This window comes from Methanolinea mesophila, from assembly GCF_017873855.1.
Classification (GTDB): domain Archaea; phylum Halobacteriota; class Methanomicrobia; order Methanomicrobiales; family Methanospirillaceae; genus Methanolinea_B; species Methanolinea_B mesophila.
In genome coordinates, this window is sequence record NZ_JAGGKR010000001.1 from 1081969 (window position 1) to 1104806 (window position 22838).

General features: G+C 59.3%; 22 protein-coding genes. 10 read left to right on the forward strand and 12 right to left on the reverse strand.

The window, feature by feature from the left end; genetic code table 11:
- Positions 1 to 37 precede the first annotated feature (37 nt).
- The 12 genes from endA to fhcD all read right to left on the reverse strand — a co-directional run bounded on the left by endA (position 38) and on the right by fhcD (position 12431).
- Positions 38 to 1045, reverse strand: coding sequence for a tRNA-intron lyase (endA, locus tag J2741_RS04970; protein WP_209673910.1), 1008 nt, complete (start codon positions 1043 to 1045; stop codon positions 38 to 40).
- A gap of 511 nt (positions 1046 to 1556) precedes the next feature.
- Entirely contained in the window at positions 1557 to 2402 is an 846-nt protein-coding gene (locus J2741_RS04975; protein ID WP_209673911.1) for a deoxyribonuclease IV, read from the reverse strand.
- A 433-nt stretch (positions 2403 to 2835) separates the two neighbouring features.
- The gene (locus tag J2741_RS04980) at positions 2836 to 3801 is read right to left on the reverse strand and encodes an isocitrate/isopropylmalate dehydrogenase family protein (RefSeq protein WP_209675522.1); all 966 of its coding nucleotides are present in this window, start codon (positions 3799 to 3801) and stop codon (positions 2836 to 2838) included.
- On the reverse strand, positions 3782 to 4600 hold the full coding sequence (locus tag J2741_RS04985) for a DUF7714 family protein (RefSeq protein ID WP_209673912.1): 819 nt from the start codon (positions 4598 to 4600) through the stop codon (positions 3782 to 3784). The genes J2741_RS04980 and J2741_RS04985 overlap by 20 nt, the downstream gene beginning before the upstream one ends.
- A complete protein-coding gene (locus tag J2741_RS04990; protein ID WP_209673913.1) occupies positions 4597 to 5073 on the reverse strand; it encodes a LeuD/DmdB family oxidoreductase small subunit in 477 nt (158 codons plus the stop codon). Before J2741_RS04990 ends, J2741_RS04985 begins: the two co-directional genes overlap by 4 nt.
- A complete protein-coding gene (locus tag J2741_RS04995) occupies positions 5070 to 6281 on the reverse strand; it encodes a 3-isopropylmalate dehydratase/homoaconitate hydratase family large subunit (protein ID WP_209673914.1) in 1212 nt (403 codons plus the stop codon). Before J2741_RS04995 ends, J2741_RS04990 begins: the two co-directional genes overlap by 4 nt.
- Positions 6278 to 7408, reverse strand: a complete 1131-nt coding sequence (locus J2741_RS05000) for a homocitrate synthase family protein (protein WP_209673915.1) — start codon at positions 7406 to 7408, stop codon at positions 6278 to 6280. The genes J2741_RS04995 and J2741_RS05000 overlap by 4 nt, the downstream gene beginning before the upstream one ends.
- A complete protein-coding gene (locus J2741_RS05005) occupies positions 7389 to 8669 on the reverse strand; it encodes a thiamine pyrophosphate-dependent enzyme (RefSeq protein WP_209673916.1) in 1281 nt (426 codons plus the stop codon). The genes J2741_RS05000 and J2741_RS05005 overlap by 20 nt, the downstream gene beginning before the upstream one ends.
- Before the next feature lies 1 nt (position 8670).
- Positions 8671 to 9639: a radical SAM protein gene (locus J2741_RS05010; protein ID WP_209673917.1), complete on the reverse strand. Its 969-nt coding sequence runs from the start codon at positions 9637 to 9639 to the stop codon at positions 8671 to 8673.
- Positions 9621 to 10514, reverse strand: a complete 894-nt coding sequence (gene mmp11, locus J2741_RS05015) for a methanogenesis marker protein 11 (RefSeq protein WP_209673918.1) — start codon at positions 10512 to 10514, stop codon at positions 9621 to 9623. Before mmp11 ends, J2741_RS05010 begins: the two co-directional genes overlap by 19 nt.
- Entirely contained in the window at positions 10498 to 11382 is an 885-nt protein-coding gene (locus J2741_RS05020; protein ID WP_342452231.1) for a tRNA(Ile2) 2-agmatinylcytidine synthetase, read from the reverse strand. Before J2741_RS05020 ends, mmp11 begins: the two co-directional genes overlap by 17 nt.
- A 164-nt stretch (positions 11383 to 11546) precedes the next feature.
- Complete coding sequence (gene fhcD, locus J2741_RS05025) at positions 11547 to 12431, reverse strand: formylmethanofuran--tetrahydromethanopterin N-formyltransferase (protein ID WP_209673920.1); 885 nt, start codon at positions 12429 to 12431, stop codon at positions 11547 to 11549.
- Positions 12432 to 13097: 666 nt separating this feature from the next.
- On the opposite strand from fhcD, the gene J2741_RS05030 reads away from it, so the two are divergent.
- From J2741_RS05030 to J2741_RS05075, 10 genes are read left to right on the forward strand one after another with little or no spacing between them, the layout of a single operon-like run.
- A complete protein-coding gene (locus tag J2741_RS05030; RefSeq protein ID WP_209673921.1) occupies positions 13098 to 13361 on the forward strand; it encodes a 4Fe-4S binding protein in 264 nt (87 codons plus the stop codon).
- Positions 13362 to 13397: 36 nt separating this feature from the next.
- On the forward strand, positions 13398 to 14558 hold the full coding sequence (locus tag J2741_RS05035; protein ID WP_209673922.1) for a 4Fe-4S binding protein: 1161 nt from the start codon (positions 13398 to 13400) through the stop codon (positions 14556 to 14558).
- 10 nt (positions 14559 to 14568) lie between these two features.
- Positions 14569 to 15153: a CoB--CoM heterodisulfide reductase subunit C gene (gene hdrC, locus J2741_RS05040; protein ID WP_209673923.1), complete on the forward strand. Its 585-nt coding sequence runs from the start codon at positions 14569 to 14571 to the stop codon at positions 15151 to 15153.
- Positions 15154 to 15159: 6 nt separating this feature from the next.
- Entirely contained in the window at positions 15160 to 16053 is an 894-nt protein-coding gene (gene hdrB / locus J2741_RS05045; RefSeq protein WP_209673924.1) for a CoB--CoM heterodisulfide reductase subunit B, read from the forward strand.
- A 12-nt stretch (positions 16054 to 16065) separates the two neighbouring features.
- Positions 16066 to 18159: a CoB--CoM heterodisulfide reductase iron-sulfur subunit A family protein gene (locus tag J2741_RS05050; RefSeq protein WP_209673925.1), complete on the forward strand. Its 2094-nt coding sequence runs from the start codon at positions 16066 to 16068 to the stop codon at positions 18157 to 18159.
- Entirely contained in the window at positions 18159 to 18581 is a 423-nt protein-coding gene (locus J2741_RS05055; protein ID WP_209673926.1) for a hydrogenase iron-sulfur subunit, read from the forward strand. The genes J2741_RS05050 and J2741_RS05055 overlap by 1 nt, the downstream gene beginning before the upstream one ends.
- 16 nt (positions 18582 to 18597) lie before the next feature.
- On the forward strand, positions 18598 to 18999 hold the full coding sequence (locus tag J2741_RS05060) for a molybdopterin dinucleotide binding domain-containing protein (RefSeq protein WP_209673927.1): 402 nt from the start codon (positions 18598 to 18600) through the stop codon (positions 18997 to 18999).
- On the forward strand, positions 18999 to 20318 hold the full coding sequence (locus J2741_RS05065; protein WP_209673928.1) for a formylmethanofuran dehydrogenase subunit B: 1320 nt from the start codon (positions 18999 to 19001) through the stop codon (positions 20316 to 20318). The genes J2741_RS05060 and J2741_RS05065 overlap by 1 nt, the downstream gene beginning before the upstream one ends.
- Positions 20318 to 22027, forward strand: a complete 1710-nt coding sequence (locus J2741_RS05070) for a formylmethanofuran dehydrogenase subunit A (RefSeq protein WP_209673929.1) — start codon at positions 20318 to 20320, stop codon at positions 22025 to 22027. Before J2741_RS05065 ends, J2741_RS05070 begins: the two co-directional genes overlap by 1 nt.
- A gap of 10 nt (positions 22028 to 22037) precedes the next feature.
- A complete protein-coding gene (locus J2741_RS05075) occupies positions 22038 to 22838 on the forward strand; it encodes a formylmethanofuran dehydrogenase subunit C (RefSeq protein WP_209673930.1) in 801 nt (266 codons plus the stop codon).

Here is a 22838-nt window from a genome sequence, read left to right on the forward strand (position 1 = left end):
GTGCTCACACTGTTGGTAGTTCGCGATAACACTCTTTCTATAGTTTTATCCGTGCGAATTCCACAAATTGTAGCTCCGTTAAGTGTTCACACGCGAACAACATCTTCTTTTTCACGCTGTGCGCCATCCTCACCGAGCGGGAGACCGCGCTCATCGGGCTCTCCGCACCGGGCGGCAATGCATGGACGAGCATCTCTGAATGGACCTTGTTGCCGGAATACACCCTGAAGTGATGACCGAACTTATACCCCGTGCGGGGGATGTACCCGCGTTCGCGGAGGTACGTATAGGCATGGTACTTCTCGGCGAATTCGGGGTCGGCATCTCCCGCAAGCGCCCTGTACTCGGTGGCCGAAACTCCGGCACCTGCCATGAGCAGCTTCAGCAACTGGCGTTCGAGGAGATAGAGAATCTCCAGGGGGGACAGGACGACCCTCCCCTCGTCCAGGCGGATGCCGAACGTACCCAGGTAGCCGGGAGCGTCCCGCCCGGCATGCATGATCGCCGACCGTCCTACTAACAGTCCCTCCGCGGCCCCACCGGGGACGGGGGACTCCATCGGCGGGAGGGAAGGTACTTTGATCTCGTAGTAGGTCAGTTCGCTCTCATCGTCCACGACAGCCAGGATGTACTGTTTTCTCATGGCCAGTGCCGAGGTCGCTTCTCCGGCCAGGACCGAGAAATCGATCAGGTCCCGTTCCGAGAGGACCCGCACCAGGTACTGGGAGTGCCCGGTCCCCGGCCGCTGCCCTCTCCTGAATACCCGGAAGTCCTGCGGGCCGGTCTGCACCGCGTAGCCCCGTTCCCGTATATCGCGGTAGACCAGGAACGAACGGAAAAAATTCGGCCGTTCGGCGAAGAGCGCCACGAGAGAATCGAAAGAATACCCCTGGATCTCGATCCGCCCCCGATGTACGAGGTAGGAGGCCTCCTCGGGTGCGAGTCTTACCCCGCCTTCTTCCAGCCTCCCATAGCCGCTCTGCTCGTGCAGGGCGACACCGTCCGCACCGAGGCGGACGTAGGGACCATCCAGTCTGGCCTTCACGCTAGATCTGTTTATCCCCGAGCCTCATAATACGCACCCGCCCGTATCCGGGCCGGGTTTTGAAGACGGGAAGAAACGCCCGAAATGGGTAAATAAACCACATGATGCTATACACTAACGAACCCGCCACGGAGAAAAGGCTTGTAATGGAGGGGTTATTGGGTGAGAAGTCAGGAAAGGGACGTTAATAAAAGGAATCCTTTCTGCTGCAAAAATATCGGCAAAAGATCAGGGACGGGCGCTCCAGGGGGGTTCGCCCGCCAGTGGGGCGACGCCGGATTTGGATATAACCGGTCTGTTGGCCAGGGAAAATTCTGTTTGACGAGAACCGGAAGGATTTGAAAACCAATCCTTTTTTCCCGCCCCTCCCGTGAGGGAGAAGAGGTGAACAGTCGCGTGGTGACGAGCGAAGGGTTACATGCCTTGTCCCGGAGCGGGAAGTACACGGGCATAAGAAACAGTTCGATAGTACGCTATCCCGCAAAATTCAGGGTAAACCGTATCATAACCGTCAATCCCCCGCCAGCTCGCGGACTTTAGTAAGATTGCCGGCGTCATTCCTCCGGTCGTCTTCAGGAGTCTCGCATATAAGCGGGAGGTTTCGGAAGAACGGATGGTGCAGGATAGTGCGAAACCCTTCTTCACCAATATACCCGAGACCGATGTGCTCGTGCCGGTCGAGCCCGCTGCCAAGGTCCCCCTTGGAGTCGTTGCAGTGGACGACGCGGACCCTCGAGAGGCCGATCGCCCGGTCGAAATTGTCCAGGGTCTCCTGCAGCCCCCTCGCGGTGCGGAGTTCGTACCCGCCGCCGAAGGCATGGCAGGTATCGAAGCAGACACCCACGCGTTCCTGGTCGACAACCCCGTCGAGTACGGCTCCGATGTCCTCAAACGTGTTTCCTACGCCGTTCTTCTCTCCCGCGGTATTTTCCAGGAGGAGCATCGCCCCTTTGTCCGCCTGTCCGAGCGCCGTATTTATCGCATCGATCACCCGGGTCCGCCCTGGTCCGATTCCTTCGCCCTGGTGATGGCCGAGGTGCGTCACCAGGTATGGGATACCAAGGACCGCGCAGCGGTTCAGTTCCATCGTCAGGGTATCCACCGATTTCCCATAAAGGTCCGGATCGGACCCTGCAAGGTTCGGGAGGTAGGGCATATGGTCGACTGCGGGGGATATCCCGGATTGTTTCAGCCACTCGCGAAACTCACCGACGTCCTGGTCGTCCAGGTCCTTGGCTTTCCAGCCCCTCGGGTTTCGTGAAAAGATCTGGAAAGTATCGCACCCGGCATCCTTTGCCCGGGGAACTGAGCGGGCGATCCCTCCCGCAATCGAAACATGCACTCCGACACGTACCATCGGTTCACCAGCCGGTGATGATATGGACGCCGCACCCCCATCAATTCTTTCCTCCGGGGAGTGCCATTGAACCGACGACATCTGTATATTTTAAATAGGGCGGTCAGAAGGATTCCTATGGTAACCCGAAGAACCGGTTACCCGCAGGGCCTGTGCATATCCCGTGCAGTGCGGTCCTGTGAATCGAAATGTAGGAACCAATTCCGGCCCCTCCGGGGGTCGGTCAAGAAAGAAGAGGAGGATACACCGCCGGGCCCTCCATGGATCCCCCCGGGGATTCCGGACGAGGGCCCATTCAATCGCCTTTCATCGATCTTTGGGGATAACTCCCTCACAGATGCCAGCGAGAACTACAATAGCGGAATTTCCCGGCCGGCGACCATGATCTCCCACGCGGGCTCCGGAGATCTGTCCCGGCCCGGATCCCACAATACTATTTTTGCAGGAGCCTGATTTCGCGAAGAATTTCTGTTCCGAATTCCCTTGTTCCCGAAGATCCCCCGAGGTCCCTGGTGCGGACCCCCCGGGCGAGTACCCGGGTGATCGCCTCCTCGATGACTGCGGCGCCGCAGGGGTCCCCGGCGTGTCCGAGGAGCATCGCTGCGCTTCTTAGTGCCGCGACGGGATTGGCCACGTTCCTGCCGGCAATGTCGGGTGCGCTCCCGTGCACGGGTTCGAACAGCGCATTCCGGTCGCCGATATTTGCGCTCGGGAGAAGCCCCAGCCCGCCTGCCAGGTAAGCCGCCACGTCGGAGAGGATGTCCCCGAAAAGATTGGTGGTCACGATCACGTCGTAGCGTCCGGGGTGCTGGAGTACGTCCAGGCAGAGCGCGTCAATATACCCTTCCTTCCAGGGGACCCCTGCCAGTTCTGCCTGCTCGATACAGATATTCCGGAAAAAAACATCCGATTTGAGTACGTTTGCCTTATGCCCGACGGTGAGGTCCCTGCGGGAAACGGCAAGCCGGCACGCGTACCTGGCAATGCGTTCGCTCCCTTTCCTGGTTATACAGCGGAGGGTGCACGCCCGGTCCTCTTCCACGGTTTCGATACCGGAATACAACCCTTCCGTGTTCTCCCGGACGATCACCATCTCGAAACCCTCCCCCTTCACCGGGCGGATATTGGCATAGAGGTCCAGTTCTTTCCTGATCCTGACGATTACGCTGCGGTACCCGGGGTCGGGAGGAGTGGTAACCGCACCGAAGAGGATGCTGTCCGCTGAGCGGAGCATTGCAATCTCTTCCTCGTCGATCGCGGTCCCGGTCCGCTGCCACCGTCCGTATCCCGCCTCGACAGGGAAAAATTCGAAGTCCGGGCGAAGGAGCTCCAGCGCATCCCTGGCCACGGGAATGACCTCTTTCCCTATGCCGTCCCCTTCAACAACCGCGATCCTCATCACGTTCCCTCCATTTGGCCAACATGCCGGAGATCGCTGAATAGATCGCGGACGGTGACGCGCCCCAGTGGACGATAACTCCTCGTTTCCCGTTCCACTCTGTAAAACCGCCCCGTTCATTCCTGCAGCATCTGGCGATGAAGGGCTCCTCCGCCACCATGTTCAGAGGGCAGATGTCGTGGAGCTGGAACGGTTCCTCATAACACTCTTTAAGAATCTGGGAGGCGGTGAGACACCCCGCGACAGATTCTCCCCCGAGCAGGAGGTCGGCGTCCACCGTGCGGAGGAACCCCGATGCTCTGCAGGGATAGACCTCTGCATCTATCTGGGAGATATCCCGGAGCGTATGCTGGAACGAGACGTCGAGGTCGCCGAACATCCCGATCGCCTCCATGTCCCGGATCGCCGCTGAGAGTGAGGGGCGGGGAGGGGTGACATCATAGACGTACACCGTCTGGAACGCGGAGGGGTCGGGGTCGAGTACAAAGGTGATGTGTTCGTCGAGCCCGGTGAAGATCGTGCACCGGAACCCCGATTCCAGGGCCATTTGCGCGAGCCTGGCGCGGTCGTTTATCTGCACCTTTTCGGGGTACCAGTACACCTCGTCAGACCGGGCGATGACTGAGCACTCCTCCACGGCCCGCATCATGGTGCCCGGCTCCTGGCCGAGTTTCACCTCCATCACCTCGTACCCGCCCGCGGTCTGGTGCACGAGGTAGCGGGAGAGGAAATAGACCTGATCACCGCAGGGGCGTGTGGTGGCAAACCCGATCTCCTTGCATTCCCGGGGGAAGATCATCCTGTCTTCCTCCAGAACTCCACCAGGCCACCTGCAGAAAGAATGGAGATCATCCTCGGGGAAAGCAGACGGATGGAGTATTCTTTCCCGTCTACCTGCACCATTCCGGATTCGAGGTCCGCCGAAACCTGCTCCCCTTCCACGCACCTGCACCCGTGTTCGCATTCCATCAGCGGCAGGCCCACGTTGATGGCGTTCCGGAAGAAGATCCTGGCGAAGGAGGGTGCGATGACCCCGGCCACCCCGGCCTCCTTCAGGGCAATGGCGGCCTGTTCCCGGGATGAGCCGCACCCGAAGTTTTTCCCCGCCACGATGACCGCCCCCTGCAACCGGGATGCCAGCCCGGGATCGAGATCTTCGAGCGCGTGTGCAGCCCATATGCTCCGGTCCTTGGTCCGTAGGTAGCGGCCGGCAATGATCAGGTCCGTATCGACATCCTCGCCCAGGCACACCGCCCGTCCTTCGATCTTCATGGAAATTCCTCCGGTTCCGAAATAGCCCCTTTAAGGGCGCTTGCCGCAGCGGTCGCCACCGATGAGAGGTAGATCTCGCCGCCCACCCCCATCCGGTTCTTGAAGTTACGGTTCGCCGTCGAGAGGCAGACCTCGCCTTCCCCGAGCACTCCCATATGAGCCCCAAGGCACGGTCCGCATCCGGGCGGGAGGATGGTGCACCCCGCCTGCACCAGGTCGTTGAGGACCCCCGTTCTCACCGCCTCTTCGAGCACTGCATGGGAGGCCGGCGCAACGATCGTCCGCACCGCGACCTTCTTTCCCCTGACCCCCGCAGCGAGCACCGCCAGGTCCGAGTACCTCCCGTTGGTGCAGGTCCCCACAAAGACCTGGTCCAGGGCTATCCCTTCGACCTCGGTCACCGGTTTCACCGTATCGACCCGGGGCGGGCAGGCCACTACCGGCACCACATCGGAGAGATCGATTCCTATCTCCCGCTCGTAGGTGCAATCCTCCGCGGCCTGGATTGTGATCTCTTTTCCTTGTGCAGCGAGGTATCTTCTCGTGGTATGGTCAGCATAGCACATTCCTGCCTTTGCCCCCGTTTCTACCGCGAGGTTGCAGAGGGTGAGCCGGTCGTCCATATCCAGTGAAGAGATACCGTCGCCGACGAACTCGAGAGCACGGTAGGACGCACCGTCCATCCCGAGCTTCCCCACGTAGGTCAGGGCAAGGTCCTTGGCCGATGCGGGCTCCGGAAGTCTCCCCTCGAGCGACAGGGCGATCGTCTCCGGAACCCGGAACCAGGTGCATCCTGAAGCCCAGATCGCCGCCATGTCCGTAGCACCGACGCCTGTCGCGAAAGCCCCGAAAGCACCCACAGTACAGGTGTGGGAGTCGGCGCCCACCACGATCTCGCCGGGCAGCACCTCTCCTTCCGCCATCAGCTGGTGGGAGATCCCCCCTCCGACATCCGAGAAACAGAATCCGTGTTTCCGCGCGAATATCCGTAATTCATGCTGGAGGACCGCGGTGACGGAATTGTTGGCCGGGGCGATGTGGTCGAACATCACGTACAAACGGGGCGGACTGACTACGCGGTCGGCGATCTGCCGCCAGGCTTCGAGCGTCAGCACCCCCGTGCCGTCATGCACGTAAGCCCGGTCTACGGCTTTGTCGACGAACTCTCCCGCGGGCGCCTGAAGAATACGCTCGGAAAGGGTGCTCATACCGGTTTCTCCTTCTGGACATGACGGATCAGGGCCGTGAGAGCCTCGGGGCTGACCCCGATCTTGCTCTCCCCCAGTTCCTTCACCTCGTCGAGCACCTGGCAGATCTGCTGCTCGGAGAGGGAGTACCCGAGCGTGCCGACCACGTGCTCAAGGGCCTTCTTCCCGGTATGCTTTCCGAGGATGAACCTCCTTTCCCCACCCACCATTTCGGGGAGAAAATACTCGTAGGTCGAGGGATCTTCGAGGATTGCAGCGATATGGATGCCACTCTCATGGGAGAACGCATGCGCACCCACGACCGGCTTGGTCCTGCTCATCGCGATCCCGGAAAACTCCTCAACCATCCGCGAGAGCCTTGTAAGGTGGCTGAGGTCGTACCGATCGACCCCCCCCTTCATCCGGAGCGCGACGAGGACCTCTTCGAGGGCCGCGTTCCCGGCACGCTCGCCGATCCCGTTCACGGTGGTGTGCAGCTGGAACGCCCCGGCCCCGGCCGCGGTGATGGTGTTGGCAGTGGCACACCCCATATCGTTATGGCAATGGGCACAGAGCGGGATCTTCACCGAGGCGACCAGCTCCCTCATGATCCGGTACATCTCTTCAGGGATCAGGCAGCCCACGGTATCTGCGAAGCTTACCAGGTCGGCGCCCCGTTCCTCTCCCTTCCGGTACACCTTTTTGAGAAATTCGGGATCCGTACGGGACGCGTCCTCGGCCGCAAACCGGACTTCAAGACCGTGGTCCTTCGCGAGCTCGATCATCCGGAGGGCGTCCTCGAGAACCAGCTCCCGGTCTTTCCGGTATTTATGCCGGATGTGCAGGTCGGAGGTGGCGATAAACACGCTCACCATGTCGACATCGCAATCGATGGCGGCCGTTACGTCCTCCGGTCTTGCCCGGGCGAGACAACAGATACGTGCATTAAGCCCCATCTTCGTGATGGCGGTCACGCATTGTTTTTCATACGGCGAGACGATAGGGAACCCGGCCTCGATCACCTCGACCCCGATCTCATCCAACACTCCGGCGATCTTCTGTTTCTCTTCACAGGAGAACGAGACCCCCGGGGTCTGTTCCCCGTCTCTCAGCGTCACATCACAGATCTCAACATGGTATGGTTTCATGCTCCCCTCCTTTCGGGCATTCTCCCTCCACGATAATGGTCCGGGGGCCCGGAACCGGCCTGGAAAATAATCCCGACAAACGTTTCGTATCCCCCGCCGGGACCACCACGGGTTTTGCGAACCCCAGGTAATCACGCGGGTCGTACGCCTCTTCCTGCCCCCCGGTCATCCCCAGGCACCGGTTCCGGAGCACGATGCAGAGCAGGGGCGTCTTCTTTTCATACACATCGATAAGGGCCTGGATTCCAGAATGCAAGAGGGCGTAGTCCCCTATTACCGCTACTCCGGTGCTCCTCGCCCCCACAGCGACCGCGGATCCGAGCCCGTAACTGGCCACCCCCACCCCGTAGAGGGGGCTTGCGAGCAGGATCGAACAGCCGGCATCGACCGCGGCGCGTACCCCCTGTTCCTTCATCGCCAAGAACAGTCCGAGGAACGGGCAGCCCCGGCAGAACGTGCGGTAGAACCCCCGTGACGTGAAGGTCTCCGGTGCATCACGGTGAAGGTCACCGGGCTCCACGCACCGGTGCTCCCGGAGAAAAGGTCTTCCCAGCTCGTTGACGGCCGGCAGTTCTTCCACCCCCCCCGGGGGGGGGTATACGGTGACCGCAGCGGACTCTCCGGGTGCCGCCCCGGCCCCCACCCGCCCCCCGCTGATAGAATTGAGCGGGTTCTCCCGGGACCACGAAAAGAGCCCGTTGAACAGACGTTCTTCCCGCTGGACCCTTCCTTTCATGGTGAGCGCAGGATTCGCGGGAGTTCCGGGCAGGTCTCTCCGCTCGCTCCGGTCCGGGCACACCTCGCAAAACAGGAGTTCCGGGGTAAGCCGGAGGATCGCAACCCGGCTGAACCGTTCGGAGGCCCGGAACGCCTCCTCCACACCCGCGAAACACGTGGCCGGCCCGGGCTCGATCACGGGCACACGGGCGAGCTCCCCGTAGTAACGGGAGTCCTGGAGGCTCGTGGAACCTAGCGGCACGAGATCGTCCCCGGCCACCACCACCACACCCGAACCGAGCCCCTGGGTACCCGCCTGCACCAGGGGATCTGCACACGCGTTCAGCCCCGCATTCTTCATGATCACCGCCGCCCTTCTCCCTGCGAGCGAATCTCCGAGAGCATATTCCAGGGCTACCTTCTCGTTGATCACCGGTTCTGCGGACACTCCCCTTCCGATGCCGGTCACCGGGTAACCGGGAATGGCATAAAACCTGTCTGCGCTCCGCCCGAGGGCCTGCACTATCGCATCCTCTCCCTTCATGTCACGCATCCCTCCCGGGCACCATGTCACACCCGGTGCACGCGCTGCACATGGTGACCGCGCTGCAGGGATCCAGTCCCTTCTCCCGAAGAATCCGTTCGTGGATCCTGAACAGCCTTAACAGCCTTTCCGCCGAAGGCCTGGCCCACCCGGCAAGTTCTCCGGCCGGATTTAACGGGCGCAACACCGGAATAACCCCCATTCCGGCTAGTTCCCCGATACAGTCCTCCATCTCGGCATCGGTCTCTCCAAGCCCGATGATTACGTTGGAGTACACACGGTTTTTCCCGAAGACCTCAACGGACCGGGCGAGGATGCGGAGGATCTCCCGGCGGTCGAGACCGGGGCACATGGTCCGGAAGATCCTGTCCGTTGCGGCCTCGACGTTGAACTTCACCTCCGCCGCTCCCTCGGCACGCAGCCTGTCCGGAGTCCCGAAAACCGGATAGATGGAGACACCGATAGGAACCGAGAACGGCGCAAGGGCACGGATCACCGAGATCACGTACTTCTCCTCCTCTTTCGGGTCGTATGCCACCCCGCTGGTTATGGAAATGGCATCGATCCGGTCCCTGACCCGTCCGACCATTTCCCGGATCTCGGCTACGCTCTTCCGCTTCCCTCCGAGGGCGGGGACCCTGCAGTAGCGGCAATGATAGATGCACCCTGCGCTGACGGTGATGTATGCCTGGCGGGGGCAGTGGAGTGCAACCGGTTCGAGAATTCCCTCGATGCATTCGCGGCCGATACAGAGTACGGCGATCCCGCTTCCCCGGTGCTCGAGGACCAGTGTTCCTTCCTCCTCGACCGGGATCCTTACCCTGCGGCCCGCGACTGAGAAGAAGACCGAGCCTTCACCGCCTGCCCCGGGGCCTGCCGTCGACACGGCAAGGTAGTCGTCTGCCGGCAGACCGGTGATCCGTGCGGATCCCGCAGCGAGAATCCCCGCCTTCAACTCGTCCCATTCCATAACCCGAGTGCCTCCTCGTACCGGGTGTAAAAGGGTATCGCCGCGACCGCCCCGATGATACCCCTGCCTTCCATCCGGATGTCCAGGGTTCCGTCGCATATCCGGGGGATCTTTGTCCTTTCCACCTCGCCCCGTTTCACCTGCTCCCCGAATGGCCTAAGTTCCGAAGGATCAAATCCGGTGAATGCAGCCATACCTGTTTCATCCGAAAGAGTATACCGCCCCAGGAGGTCCTGGAAGGCGCCGATGAGCCTTCCGGGTTCGGAAGTGGCGAACTCGCAGACGATGCTCACGCAGTTCTTGGTCCGGTACGGGACCGGAAAGAGTTGGACGATGGTATGAGAGAGATACCGGCTAAACTCGTCTTCAACCGCCCGGGCGATATTGTGGCTGAGGGTCCATGTGGCCCCTTCTTCCGGGGTATCGGTGTCGTCGACCCCGATCAGGACCCGTTGCCTGCGGGGGAGCCAGATAGTCGACCCTGCCTGCTTTCCGCCTCCGGCGGGATCGGTCCTGCACCGGATGACTCCGCCCGCATAGGACCGGCAACTTGCCGCACCGACCCCTCCACCGCCGATTCCAAGGTAGGAGATCTCTATCTCATCTTCATGGACCCCGACACCGGATATCCCCGCGGGAAATTTCGATCCCTCAAGTTTAAGGTCCGCATGGCCGGAACGGCAAAGATATCGCATAGTCCCTCCCACATTCCGGGCGGACTCGACCACCGGGCTCTGGGGATAGTGCTTCCCGCTCCACATGGCTCCCCCCACACAGTCGAAGAACTCCACGACCTCGACTTTCCTCCCGTCGGGAGACGCGAGCGCAGTGATTTGGGGATAACGGATAGTGTAGGGGTCAGAAAGTTTCACCATACAAACCCGCCGCCTCGATACCCCGGTTCGCCCAGAGCACCGCCCCGATCGCCCCTATTCTTCCTTTCCGCTGGAAATCGTCGATGAACCTGATACCAAGCCGCCGGGCCTCCTCCTCCGCATCCGCAAGAGAAAGGAGGTCTGTCTTAACCCTGCGGGCAAAGTCTGTTTCGGGAACCTCGATACCCCGGTACACCGCGATACCTGTATCCCCGGAGAACGTCCGCGCTTCCACATACTCCTTGACACAGGAGAGCAGTTCTTCAACCGCTCCCGGCCTCACCGCAAAGTTCAGTGCGGAAGAGACGCAGTTCGTGGTCTTCTTGGGGGCCTCCGGGTTGAGCTGGACAAGCCGCATATCAAGGAATTCCACGCCCGGGATGCGGCATTCCTTCCCGCAATTGAGGGCTGTCACCCACGTGGCCCCTTTCTCCTTCGTATCGGTGTCATCGATCCCGATGGTCACCTTCTCATAGAGGGGACTCACTATCCTGACCCGGTTCGCCCGGGCCCCGCCTACCGAGAGATCCTCCTCGTCCGGGTATTCCGCCCGGACTACTCCGGGGGCCTGGGGCAGGCAGGCGGCGACACCCACGCCTGCTCCTGCGATCCCGGCCCACGAGGTTATCACCTGATCTCCTTCCACCCCGACCCCTTCGAGGGCCTGGCCCCCTATATCCTTTGAGGCGGCCCCGAACCTTACCGGGTAACTCCCGAGTTTCGCCCGGAGGGTGAGCGTGGATCCTTCGACCCTGCATGACTGGGTGGCTCCCCCTGCTCTGAGACGGTTGGCCGCATCCCATTCCACCGGCCCGCGGGCCGAGCACTGCTCGATTATCTCGGCCACGCCGGCCCGTTCATCAACCATAACAAGAAAACGGCCGCAAAATAGAGTGCCGAAACGTTCCTTTACCTTATCGGGGGTGCAGGTGATCATGATATTTGTCACCGAAAATTTCGTTAACAGGATATTCGGCAATAACTCTATAAAAGAGGATCGATCCGATTAACGGGAGCGGAAAAAAAGGTGATTCAGAGGATCTTGTGCAGGTCGATCTTGTAGGGGCCGAGGGTCCCGCCAAAGTTCCCTGCACTGATGAATTTCACCCCGGGAACGTTGACCGCGGCCTTGATTCCTGCTGCCATGGCATCCGCCACGCACTTCTCGTCCAACCCGTCTATCACGATCTCGTAGAGCGCTTTGACACCGGCAGGAACCTTTGTATCGGGCACCTTCTCCCGGAGGGTTGGGCAGTACTTCTCGTTCGTGCTCGCAGGCATGAACTTGTACTTCTTGGACCCCACCTTCGAGCCGCTGGCCACTACTCCGCCGGGGAAACTGGTAATGACCCCGCACACGTCACGAATCGCGTCGACCGCAGCCTCGGCACCCATGAGGGCGGCCATCTGGTTCTCTCCCATCACGAAGAAGTTTCCTCCGGCTACACCTTTGACGATGCCGAATTCTTCTTCTCCCACGTATTCGCCCTCCATAATGGGGATCACCCAGCACTTCCTGCCGCCGACCTCCTTCTGGTATTCGTACCCGTCCCCGAAGAAATGCAGTTTGACCGCAATCTTCTCTTCCGCGTTCGGAAGACCGTCGAACACCGCGGTGGTCGCCGAAGTGAGGACGCACTCGGCGAGCCGCTCAACGACCTGCTCTTTCAATTTCTTTTTTCCGGCACATATGAGGATGGCCGCACCCGGTCTTCCGTCGGGAGTCGCCTCCGGAGGGAGGAGCCCCTCGATCCCGGCCTCGCATGGACAGCCTATCGCCGACGTCGCGAATCCGGTCGCTTCGGTTGCCGCTTTCAATGCCCATTCTTCCGTCACCGCGGTGATGATGATCCGCGAGATCCAGGTCGGGAACGCCTCTGCATAGGTATCCTCGATTGGTACGCCGTTTATCTCCATGGAACTACCTCGTTTGGAGAAATGTACCCAAAGCAGATAGAATAACTTTTCTAATTGGCTCGCTGGTCAGAATAAGCAGAATAATGAGTTTTATTCGTAAAAATGAGGAAGAATCCCGGAAGACTCCGGATCGACCAGGAAAAGTCCCCGTGCCGAACATTCTACATTGGATGTTATCCGGAATAATGCAGGTGTGAAAACCGGGAGCAGCCTGAATAATTACAGGGGGGTATGTCGCACGATATCCAAAGACTGATTGCGCTCCGGGATCAATTTTTCCATACTCATGGAAACTGCCCCCGGTACCCGGAGATGGTGTGATCCGAAAAACGAGATTTTCTATTTCCAATGTGGCGGAATCCGGAGCATCAAAGGTTTTTGGTGTCACCCACCAATAATCGCATGGTTATTTCCCCCCATTCTGCCTGGAAATAAACCTTTTTATGGTACTATTTAAAAAAAAAGGTTCAATCCGAAGCGCAGTGAATTACGGGGTTTTTTATGAAGTTATAATTAACTTAATTATTAATTAATTATTATGAGTTAACTATCACGGCCAAACTGCACACGTTTGCGGGTGAAAATCAGAAGAGTTTATGTATATCAGTTAACCATTCTTTTTTAGTCGATTTTTTAATCGATCGAGAAGCTGGTGCGTGATAAAAAATGGCATTTGCAGTGCACGTTAACATGGAACGTTGTACCGGCTGCAATAATTGTGTGGTCGCGTGCCCCGTGGATGCACTCGAATTATACACCGTGGATCCTGTCACAAAAGAGAAGATCTACAAGGTGCGCCATGGAAAAGCCATGGTGCTGGACTTCAAATCCGAGCTGTGTGCCGGGTGCGGAGTTTGTGTCGAGGCATGCCCCCATGATGTGATTCGGCTGGAAGGTCGTGGATCAGTGCCATCCGTGGCGAAGGTATGATCAGTTGAACATTTTAGAAGTAAGTGAGGTTACCGCATGACAATGTTTCCAAAATTCTCCAAGAAGCGGGAGGGCGTAAACGTCATCGGAGAGCAGAAGCTCCTCCAGCAGGTCTCAAACCTGATCCTCAATTCCGAAGTCTGTACCGGATGCGGGATCTGTGTGGAGTCCTGTCCTGAGGACGCGATCGTTCTCGGCCTGGTCGGAGCGACCCGCCGGGGTGCAGTGGAATACGCCGCACCCGTGGATATCGACGAGGTAAAGTGCTCCTATTGTGGCGTCTGCGTGGTTATGTGCCCCTTCAATGCTCTTACGCTCAAGATTGACGGCGAAGAGCGCCTGCCCATCGTAGAAAAGGAAGGATTCCCCCAGTATGATATGGTCGCAGACATCGACGACGAAAAGTGCGTCCGCTGCACCATCTGCAACGAGGTCTGCCCGAGAGACGCCATCGTCAGGGACGTCCCCGAGTTCGAGGGATCGAGCGAGACCGGCAAGGAACGCCAGGCCGCCATCCAGACCAAGACCACATTCAAGGTAGACGATGAGAAGTGCACGCTCTGCGGCATATGCGGATCGATCTGCCCCGCGATCACGGTAAAGCACAAAGAGTTTACTGCGGAGTCCGGGAAAGTCGAGGGAGAGGTCGTCTGGGACGAGAGCCGCTGCGACGCGTGCAAGGTGTGCGTCGAGGCATGCCCCGAGGAATGCATCACCGTCGAGCGCGAAATTGTAAGCGACAAGATCGCGGGAGAGGTGGATATCGACCAGAACCTGTGCTGCACCTGTACCTGGTGCTCCCGGAACTGTCCCACCGAGGCAATCACTGTCGAGAAGCTGTTCGAGGGCGACATCGAGTTCGCCGCCAGCAAGTGTCCCGGTGGGTGCTCCACCTGTGTGGATATCTGCCCGGCAAACGCGATCTACCTGCCTTCGGCCAAGCCCGCCAGTGAGATGAAAGGCGTTGTTGAGCCCACCATCGCGGTCAACAAGGACTACTGTATCCTGTGCGGCGCATGTGTCAACGCCTGTCCCGGTGAGGATATCATCAGGCTTTCCAGGACCGGTATCCGGATCAAAGGCGGTGAGACCGACCTCTTCAGGAAGATCAAGGAGAAGCTCTGCACCCCGAGGACTTCCAAGGTCAAGGAAGACACCCAGGGTTCCGTGCAGCTGAAGATGATGGAGAAGGCGTGAGGGATCAGCAATGGCAATAAGAACCAAAGGTTACCCGGATGCCCTTGATAAGAAACTCAGAGACACCCGGCTTTACAGCGAGGACTCCAACCCGGAGTTCACCAAGAAGGTCGAAAAAATCTCGATGACCATTCCCCACATGTGCTACCAGTGCGGTACATGTACGGCCTCATGCCCGTCCGCCCCGCGGAGTTCGTACCGGATCAGGAAGTTCGTCCGGCGTGCCCTGCTCGGTCTGGAAGAAGAGGCCCTTGTTGACCCCGACCTGTGGCTTTGCACCACCTGCTACAGCTGCACGGACCGTTGTCCCCGCGACATTGCGCCAACCGACGTCATCATGGCCATGAGAAACGTGGCTTTCACGAGGGACATCATCCCGGTCAATTTCTTAAAGACCGTGCAGGCCATCTACACCACCGGCCACGGGGTGCCGAACAACGACGTGAACCGGGCAGCCCGCGAGAAACTCGGCCTTCCCAGGGACCCGCCGACCACCCACGGCCACCCCAACTATATAAAGGGAATTCAGTACATGCTGGACTACTTCGAACTGAAGAAGAATGCAGACCGGATTGTAAAAGAGAGAGAAGGGTGAGGATCCATGAAGGAATACGCTTTTTACCTCGGATGTATCGCACCCAACCGTTACCCCGGTGCGGAAGCGGCATCGTACCGTACTTCCGAAAGGCTGGGCATCAAGCTGCTCGATCTTGAAGGAGCCAGCTGCTGTCCCGCACCCGGAGCATTCGGATCGATCGACCTGAACGTCTGGTACGCCATGGCTGCCAGGAACCTCGTGCTCGCCGAGCAGATGAAGAAGGACATCGCCCTGATCTGCAACGGCTGCTACAAGTCGATCTGGGAAGTCAACCACAAGCTTAAGCACAACGACGAACTCCGCGACGGGGTCAACGAGGTGCTGAAGGGCATCGACATGGAGTTCAAGGGGACGATCGATGTATTTCACCTGGCCGAGCTCTACTACGACCCCGAGATCGTCGGGGTCAAGAAGATCCGCGACAGTGTGAAGAACCCCCTTAACGGCACAAGGATCGCGGTGCACTACGGGTGCCACCTGATGAAGCCCAAGAAGGAGCGTCACTTCGGGACCACCGAGCACCCCGTCTGGATCGAAGAGATGGTTGCCGCACTCGGTGCCGAGCCGGTTGAATACAGGAACAAGATGCTCTGCTGCGGTGCCGGAGGCGGTGTGCGTGGGTATGACATCGTGCACTCGCTGGACATCACCAACGAGAAGCTGATCATCCTGCAGGAGGAGAAGGTGGACGCCCTTACCGAAATATGTCCATTCTGCCAGCTGCAGTTTGACCGCGGTCAGATCGAGATAGAGGAGAAATTCGGGGTCAAATACGGGCTGCCGGTTCTCCACTACATGGAACTGCTCGGGCTTGCCCAGGGAATGAGCCCCCAGGAACTTGCGCTGGACCTCCACGCAATCAGCTGCGAACCATTCCTGAAGAAGGTACTGTCCTAGGAGGATTGAACTATGGCAGAGAAGAAGACCAAGAAAGCAACTGCAAAGAAAGAGACCAAGAAGGAGACCACGGCACAGGCGTCGTCATTCGCTCCCGAAAGCAAGACGGCCCGCATCGGGGTTTTTGCCTGCCACTGCGGGACCAATATCGCAGGGTCCATAGATATCGAAGCGGTCCAGAACTATGCAAAGACCCTCCCGAACGTGGCCTTCGTGGACAACTACCAGTACATGTGCTCCACCCCGGGACAGAAGAAGATCGAGGACGCTATCAAGGAACACAACCTCACCGGTGTCGTCGTCGCAGCATGTTCTCCCCGTCTGCACGAACCCACATTCAGGACCGCGACCAAGGAAGGCGGCTTAAACCCCTTCAGGTTCGAGATGGCAAATATCCGGGAGCAGAACTCCTGGGTGCACATGCATGACCGCGAAGGTGCGACCGACAAGGCGAAGGATGCCGTGCGTATCGCCGTTGCCAAGGCAGCGCTGCTCCAGGACCTGATTCCCAAGAAGGTACCGGTGGAGAAGGCCGCGATGGTCGTTGGCGCAGGTGTCGCCGGTATGCAGGCAGCGCTCGACCTGGCAAATGCTGGGATCAAGACCTATCTGATCGAGAAGTCACCCACCATCGGGGGACGCATGTCCCAGCTGGACAAGACCTTCCCCACGCTGGACTGCTCGCAGTGTATTCTTACCCCGAAGATGGTGGATGTGGGCAGGAACCCCAACATCCAGCTGATGACCTGTGCGGAAGTCGAGCAGGTCGAGGGGTATATCGGGAACTTTGACATCACCGTGCGAAGGAAAGCCCGGGGGGTAATGACCCCCGCGGAAGCGGAGGCAAAGGGCATCGTGGGAGGCGGATGCAACGGGTGCGGAGACTGCGAAGCGGTCTGCCCGGTCATCAAGCCGAACCCGTTCGAGATGAACATGAAGCCCCGGAAGGCCATCTATATCTATCACCCGCAGGTCGTCCCGCTGATCTACACCATCGACTGGGACTCCTGTATCAAGTGCGGCCTCTGTGTGACCGCCTGCGGTGAAAAGAAGGCCATTGACCTCGAGATGCAGGACGAGCTCGTCAAGCTGAAAGTGGGGACCGCCATCCTCGCGACCGGGTACGAACTCTTCCCCATCGAGAAGAAGGACGAGTGGGGCTACAAGAAGTACGAGAACGTGGTGACCAGCCTGGAGTTCGAGCGTCTGATCTGCGCATCGGGTCCGACCGGCGGACACCTGGTCAGGCCGAGCGACGGGAAGACCCCGAAGAAGGTCGCATTCCTGCTCTGTGCCGGGTCGCGTGACAATACAGGGATCGGGAAGCCCTACTGCTCCAGGTTCTGCTGTATGTACTCCATCAAGCACGCCCACCAGATCATCGAAAAGATCCCCGGTGTGCAGCCGTATATCTTCTACATGGACATCCGTTCGTTCGGGAAGATGTACGAGGAGTTCTACTACCGTATCCAGGACGAAGGCGCCAAGTTCATCCGTGGCCGTGTCTCCAACGTGCTTGAGGACGCCGATACCAAGAACCTCTACGTCATGGCGGACGACACCCTGCTCGACCGGCCCATGAAACTCGAGGTCGACATGGTCGTCCTCGCGGCCGCAGTCCAGCCTACGGGCGGTGTGGACACCGTGCGCAAGATGTTCGGTGTATCATGCTCCCAGGACGGCTGGATGCTCGAGGCCCACCCCAAGCTGAACCCCTGCGGGACCACCACGGCAGGTGTCTACCTGGCGGGTGTGTGCCAGGGCCCGAAGGATATTCCTGACACGGTCGCCCAGGCCGAAGGAGCGGCATCGGCTGCCAGTATCCCCATCCATATGGGTGAAGTGGAGCTTGAACCCTACTTCGCCCAGTGCATCGAGGAGAAGTGCGCCGGATGCGGGATGTGCGTGAACCTCTGCCCATACTCTGCCCTCTCCCTGGTAGAAGGCGAGGGTGGCAAGAAGGTCATGAAAGTCACCGAAGCAAAGTGCAAGGGTTGCGGGACCTGCGGAGGATTCTGCCCCGGAGGAGCAATCTGGATGCAGCACTTCGCTACCCCGCAGATCGTGGCGCAAATCGATGCGTTCCTCACCGGAGGTGAGGAGTAATGGCAGAAGAATTCCAGCCGAAGATCCTCGGGATCATCTGCAACTGGTGTTCCTATGCCGGGGCCGACCTGGCGGGAAGTGCCCGTACCCAGTACCCCCCTGACATCAGGATTGTCCGTGTAATGTGCACCGGGAGGGTGGACCCCCTGTTCATCCTCAAGGCGTTCACCGACGGGGCGGACGGTGTGCTGGTGTCGGGATGTCACTTCGGGGACTGCCACTACCTGGAAGGCAACTACAAGGCGGCAAAACGCATGTTCATCCTCAAGAGCATGATCAAGAACATCGGGCTCGAGGACAAGAGACTGCGCATGACCTTCGTTTCAGCTTCAGAAGGCGCCAAGTGGGCCAAGGTGGTGGAAGACGTAGTGAAGACCATCCATGAGCTGGGGCCGAACCCCATCACCCAGCTTACCAAATAAGTAAGGGGTGTGTAGGTTGACCAAGTTAGTACTGAACCTGATTAGCGGCCGGACCATTCAGCAGGGCGTCGCCATGGAGCACGGCAAGGAGAAGGAGGAGTACCGCAAGGCCTGCGGCATTATCGAGCTCGATCCTTCCGACCTGAAGAAACTCGGTGCCTGGCGGAACACCAACGTGCGGGTAACCAGCCCGTACGGAACCGTGGTGGTCAAGGCAGTCGAGGCTACTCAGGGACCGCACCCGGGGCTGGGTTATATCCCCATGGGTCCCTGGGCCAACTCAGTCATCGACCCCAATACCTATTCCACGGGCATGCCTACCTTCAAGGGAGTCCCTGTGGAAGTAGATATCGCATTGAACGAGCCGGTTCTCTCTTCCATCGAACTGGTGCAGAAAAAATGCAGGGGTGAGGCCTGATGACCAAGACAGTTACCGATGTGATCTGTCCTTTCTGCGGGACACTGTGCGATGACCTGGAGGTCGAGGTATCCGACGACGGAAAGCAGATCGTAGACGTGTATAATGCGTGTGTGATCGGTGCGGCGAAGTTCCTCCACTCGCAGGCGTCGGACCGGGTGAAACGCCCGCGGATGCAGCAGCCTGACGGGAGTTACAAGGAAGTCTCGTATGACGAGGCCGTGGAATACACCGCGAAGATGCTCGCGAGCTCGAAGAAACCCCTGATGTACGGGTGGAGTTCGACCTCCTGCGAGGCCCAGAGCGTGGGCCACGAGATCGCGGAACAGGTCGGGGCGATCGTGGACAACACCGCGACGGTCTGCCACGGGTCGACGCTTATCGCCGTGCAGGACGTCGGGATCCCGAGCTGCACCCTCGGCGAGGTGAAGAACCGGGCCGACCGGATCATCTTCTGGGGCTGCAACCCGTGCCACGCCCACCCCCGGCACATGTCCCGGTACTCCATCTTCCCCCGCGGGTTCTTCGTGAACAAGGGGCACAAGAACCGCAAGGTCTTTGTGATCGACCCCCGGGTCACGGACACCGCCAAGATGGCGGACTACCATTTCCAGATCGAGCAGGGCAGGGACTACGAACTGCTCTCCGCGCTCCGCGTCGCGCTCCGGAACGAGTGGCTCCCGGACACTGTCGCAGGCATCCCCAAGGAGAAGATCTACGAGGCCGCCGAGGTCCTCAAGTCCGGAAGGTTCGGGATCATCTTCTTCGGGATGGGCGTGACCCAGTCACTCTCCAAGAACCACAACATCGACAACGCCATCATGCTCACCAAGGATTTGAACGAGTTCACGAAGTTCAGCATCATGGCCATGCGGGGTCACTACAACGTCACCGGGTCCGGACAGGTCCTCGGCTGGCAGTTCGGGTTCCCCTACTGCGTCGATCTCTCCCGCGGGTTCGCTCGCTACAACCCCGGTGAGACCAGCTCGAACGACCTCCTCCGCAGGGGCGAGGTCGATGCCGTCTTCGTGCTCGGGTCCGACCCGGGGGCGCACTTCCCCATATCCTCGGTGAAGAAGTTCTCTGAACTTCCCTCCGTCGCCGTCGACCCCCATATCACCCCCACCACCGAGGTCGCCAAACTTCACGTCCCGGTCGCCTTCGTCGGGGTCGAGGTCGGGGGCAACTGCTATCGTATGGATAACGTGCCCATCGAGGCGCGGAAAGTCGTCGATCCCCCGGAGGGTATGCTCACCGACGAGGAGTTCCTCTCACGGGTGAACAAGCGCGTCAAGGAGCTCATGGAGGCGAAGAAATAATGTCGGAATACCTGATCAAGAACGGTTTCGTCTTTGACCCGGTCCAGAAGATCAAGGGTGACAAGGCGGATATCGCGGTGAAGGACGGCAAGATCGTCAAGTCCACCGAGCTCTCATCCAAGGCAAAGACCATCGATGCCAAGGGCAAGACGGTGATGGCCGGGGCAGTTGAGGTTCACGCCCACATCGCCGGCCCCAAGGTGAACGAAGGGCGGAACTACCGGCCAGAAGACAAGTTGTTCACCTACTCCCCGAAGAGCGGCATGAAGCGGATGGCCGGAGGATTTTCCATCCCGACGACCTTCAAGACAGGGTACGAGTACGCCCGGATGGGGTACACCACCTGCATGGAGGCCGCAATGCCTCCGCTCTATGCACGGCACGTGCACGAGGAGATCAAGGACACCCCCATCATCGATGAGGGTGCCTATCCTGTGTTCGGAAACAACTGGTTCGTGATGGAGTACCTGAAGAACAAGGAGATCGAGAACACCGCGGCATACATCGCCTGGCTCCTGAACGTCTCCAAGGGATATGCGGTCAAGATCGTCAACCCCGGTGGCACGGAAGCCTGGGGCTGGGGCCTGAACTGCCTCACCATCCACGACCCGGTGCCCTACTTCGACATCACACCCGCGGAGATCGTAAGCGGTCTGATGGAAGCAAACGAGTACCTCGGTCTCCCCCACTCCATCCACGTGCACCAGAACAGCCTGGGCAACCCGGGTAACTATCCCGTTACCCTGGATACCCTGAAGCTTGCCGAGGGTGTGAAGGCAAAGAACAAGTTCGGACGTGAGACTGTCCTCCACTCGACACACCTGCAGTTCCATTCCTATGGCGGGGACAACTGGCTCAACTTCGAGTCCAAGTCCAAGGAAGTCATGGACTACGTGAACAAACAGAAGAACATCACCGTCGACACCGGGTGCGTGACCCTCGATGAGACCACCACCATGACCGCCGACGGCCCGTTCGAGCACCACCTGACCGAACTGAACCACCTGAAGTGGGCAAACATCGACGTGGAACTGGAGACAGGTTCCGGGGTCGTGCCCTATATCTACAGCCCGAATGTCAAGGTGAGCGGTATCCAGTGGGCAATTGGTCTTGAGATCGCCCTCCTTACCAAGGACCCGATGCGGACGTTCATCACCACCGACCACCCCAATGCAGGACCATTCACCAGGTACCCGCGGATCTTCAAGTGGCTGATGAGCCAGAAAGCACGGGAAGAGCAGATGGCCGCATTCAAATACAGCGACAAGGTCAGGGCGGCAACCATCCTGTCCGAGATGGACAAGGAACTTTCCCTGTACGAGCTGGCCCAGATGACCCGTGCGGGACCCGCGAAGTCTATCGGACTTGCACACCTCTACGGAGGCCTCGCACCGGGCATGGATGCGGATATCGCCATCTACGACCTCAACCCCGAGAAACCGTTCGAGCCGGAAGCGATCGAGCAGGCATTCTCGTCCGCGGCATACGTGATGAAGACCGGAACGCCGGTCGTCATCGACGGGGAGGTCGTTTCCAACGGCAACAAGCGCACCCTCTGGGTGAACGCCAAGGTCAACGAGAACCCGCAGGTCATGCGTGATATCCAGGACAAATTCCTGCGGTATTACAGTGTGAACCAGAACAACTACGACGTGTCGAAGCATTTCGTGCCGAACCCGTACGTGATCGAGGTTGATGCAACACAGTGAGGGGAGCAAGATGGAGACTGTCACACTCACAATGAAGAACCCGCCCGTGCTCATGCTCGAGGCGGATCATATCTCCCCCGATGCATTTGCCGGAAAGACGGCAGCCGAGATCGCGGCGCTTCATGCTTACGAGGGACGCGAGCAGTTCACCCTCGGCAAGTACTTCGATGTTGCCGGCAACGGAGGAAAAACCGCCGCTGAGACCAAGATCGTGGTCAAGGGCGACGTCAGCAGGGTGAAGTATATCGGGATGAAGATGACCGCCGGAGAAGTGGTCGTCGAGAACAATGCCGATATGTACACTGGTGCCTGGATGCAGGGAGGAAAGCTCCTTGTCAAAGGCAGCGTCGATGCCTTCACCGGCATCGGGATGATCGGTGGCGAGCTGACCATCGAGGGCAACGCAGGCAATTACCTCGGCGCAGCGTACCGCGGCGACTGGCGCGGAATGCAGGGCGGAGTAATCCGGGTAAAAGGCAATGCGGGAAGCGATATTGGTACCTTCATGAACGGGGGGACCATCATCGTTGAAGGCAACGCCGACGTCCACGTGGGCACCCACCAGGAAGGCGGAAAGATCATCGTCAAGGGCAACGGAAAGAGCAAGATCGGCGGCCAGATGGTGGAAGGCGAGATCTACGTCTTCGGGACCATCGACGTCATGATGCCGGGCTACAAGTATGTCCAGGACGAGGAGCTTGAAGTCGACGGATACAAGGGCAGATTTGCCCTGTATCATGGAGATCTCGGGGAGCGTCACCCCAAGAGAAAAGGCCAGATCGTTTACGGTAAGCTCTACCAGAAGATCTGA

What these genes read in the sequence shown, in the direction of transcription:
- J2741_RS04975 (WP_209673911.1), bottom strand. Translation starts at nt 2,402, where the DNA reads ATGGTACGTGTCGGAGTGCATGTTTCGATTGCGGGAGGGATCGCCCGC.
- J2741_RS04980 (WP_209675522.1), bottom strand. Translation starts at nt 3,801, where the DNA reads ATGAGGATCGCGGTTGTTGAAGGGGACGGCATAGGGAAAGAGGTCATT.
- J2741_RS04985 (WP_209673912.1), bottom strand. Translation starts at nt 4,600, where the DNA reads ATGATCTTCCCCCGGGAATGCAAGGAGATCGGGTTTGCCACCACACGC.
- J2741_RS04990 (WP_209673913.1), bottom strand. Translation starts at nt 5,073, where the DNA reads ATGAAGATCGAAGGACGGGCGGTGTGCCTGGGCGAGGATGTCGATACG.
- J2741_RS04995 (WP_209673914.1), bottom strand. Translation starts at nt 6,281, where the DNA reads ATGAGCACCCTTTCCGAGCGTATTCTTCAGGCGCCCGCGGGAGAGTTC.
- J2741_RS05000 (WP_209673915.1), bottom strand. Translation starts at nt 7,408, where the DNA reads ATGAAACCATACCATGTTGAGATCTGTGATGTGACGCTGAGAGACGGG.
- J2741_RS05005 (WP_209673916.1), bottom strand. Translation starts at nt 8,669, where the DNA reads ATGAAGGGAGAGGATGCGATAGTGCAGGCCCTCGGGCGGAGCGCAGAC.
- J2741_RS05010 (WP_209673917.1), bottom strand. Translation starts at nt 9,639, where the DNA reads ATGGAATGGGACGAGTTGAAGGCGGGGATTCTCGCTGCGGGATCCGCA.
- mmp11 (WP_209673918.1), bottom strand. Translation starts at nt 10,514, where the DNA reads ATGGTGAAACTTTCTGACCCCTACACTATCCGTTATCCCCAAATCACT.
- J2741_RS05020 (WP_342452231.1), bottom strand. Translation starts at nt 11,382, where the DNA reads ATGGTTGATGAACGGGCCGGCGTGGCCGAGATAATCGAGCAGTGCTCG.
- fhcD (WP_209673920.1), bottom strand. Translation starts at nt 12,431, where the DNA reads ATGGAGATAAACGGCGTACCAATCGAGGATACCTATGCAGAGGCGTTC.
- J2741_RS05030 (WP_209673921.1), top strand. Translation starts at nt 13,098, where the DNA reads ATGGCATTTGCAGTGCACGTTAACATGGAACGTTGTACCGGCTGCAAT.
- J2741_RS05035 (WP_209673922.1), top strand. Translation starts at nt 13,398, where the DNA reads ATGACAATGTTTCCAAAATTCTCCAAGAAGCGGGAGGGCGTAAACGTC.
- hdrC (WP_209673923.1), top strand. Translation starts at nt 14,569, where the DNA reads ATGGCAATAAGAACCAAAGGTTACCCGGATGCCCTTGATAAGAAACTC.
- hdrB (WP_209673924.1), top strand. Translation starts at nt 15,160, where the DNA reads ATGAAGGAATACGCTTTTTACCTCGGATGTATCGCACCCAACCGTTAC.
- J2741_RS05050 (WP_209673925.1), top strand. Translation starts at nt 16,066, where the DNA reads ATGGCAGAGAAGAAGACCAAGAAAGCAACTGCAAAGAAAGAGACCAAG.
- J2741_RS05055 (WP_209673926.1), top strand. Translation starts at nt 18,159, where the DNA reads ATGGCAGAAGAATTCCAGCCGAAGATCCTCGGGATCATCTGCAACTGG.
- J2741_RS05065 (WP_209673928.1), top strand. Translation starts at nt 18,999, where the DNA reads ATGACCAAGACAGTTACCGATGTGATCTGTCCTTTCTGCGGGACACTG.
- J2741_RS05070 (WP_209673929.1), top strand. Translation starts at nt 20,318, where the DNA reads ATGTCGGAATACCTGATCAAGAACGGTTTCGTCTTTGACCCGGTCCAG.
- J2741_RS05075 (WP_209673930.1), top strand. Translation starts at nt 22,038, where the DNA reads ATGGAGACTGTCACACTCACAATGAAGAACCCGCCCGTGCTCATGCTC.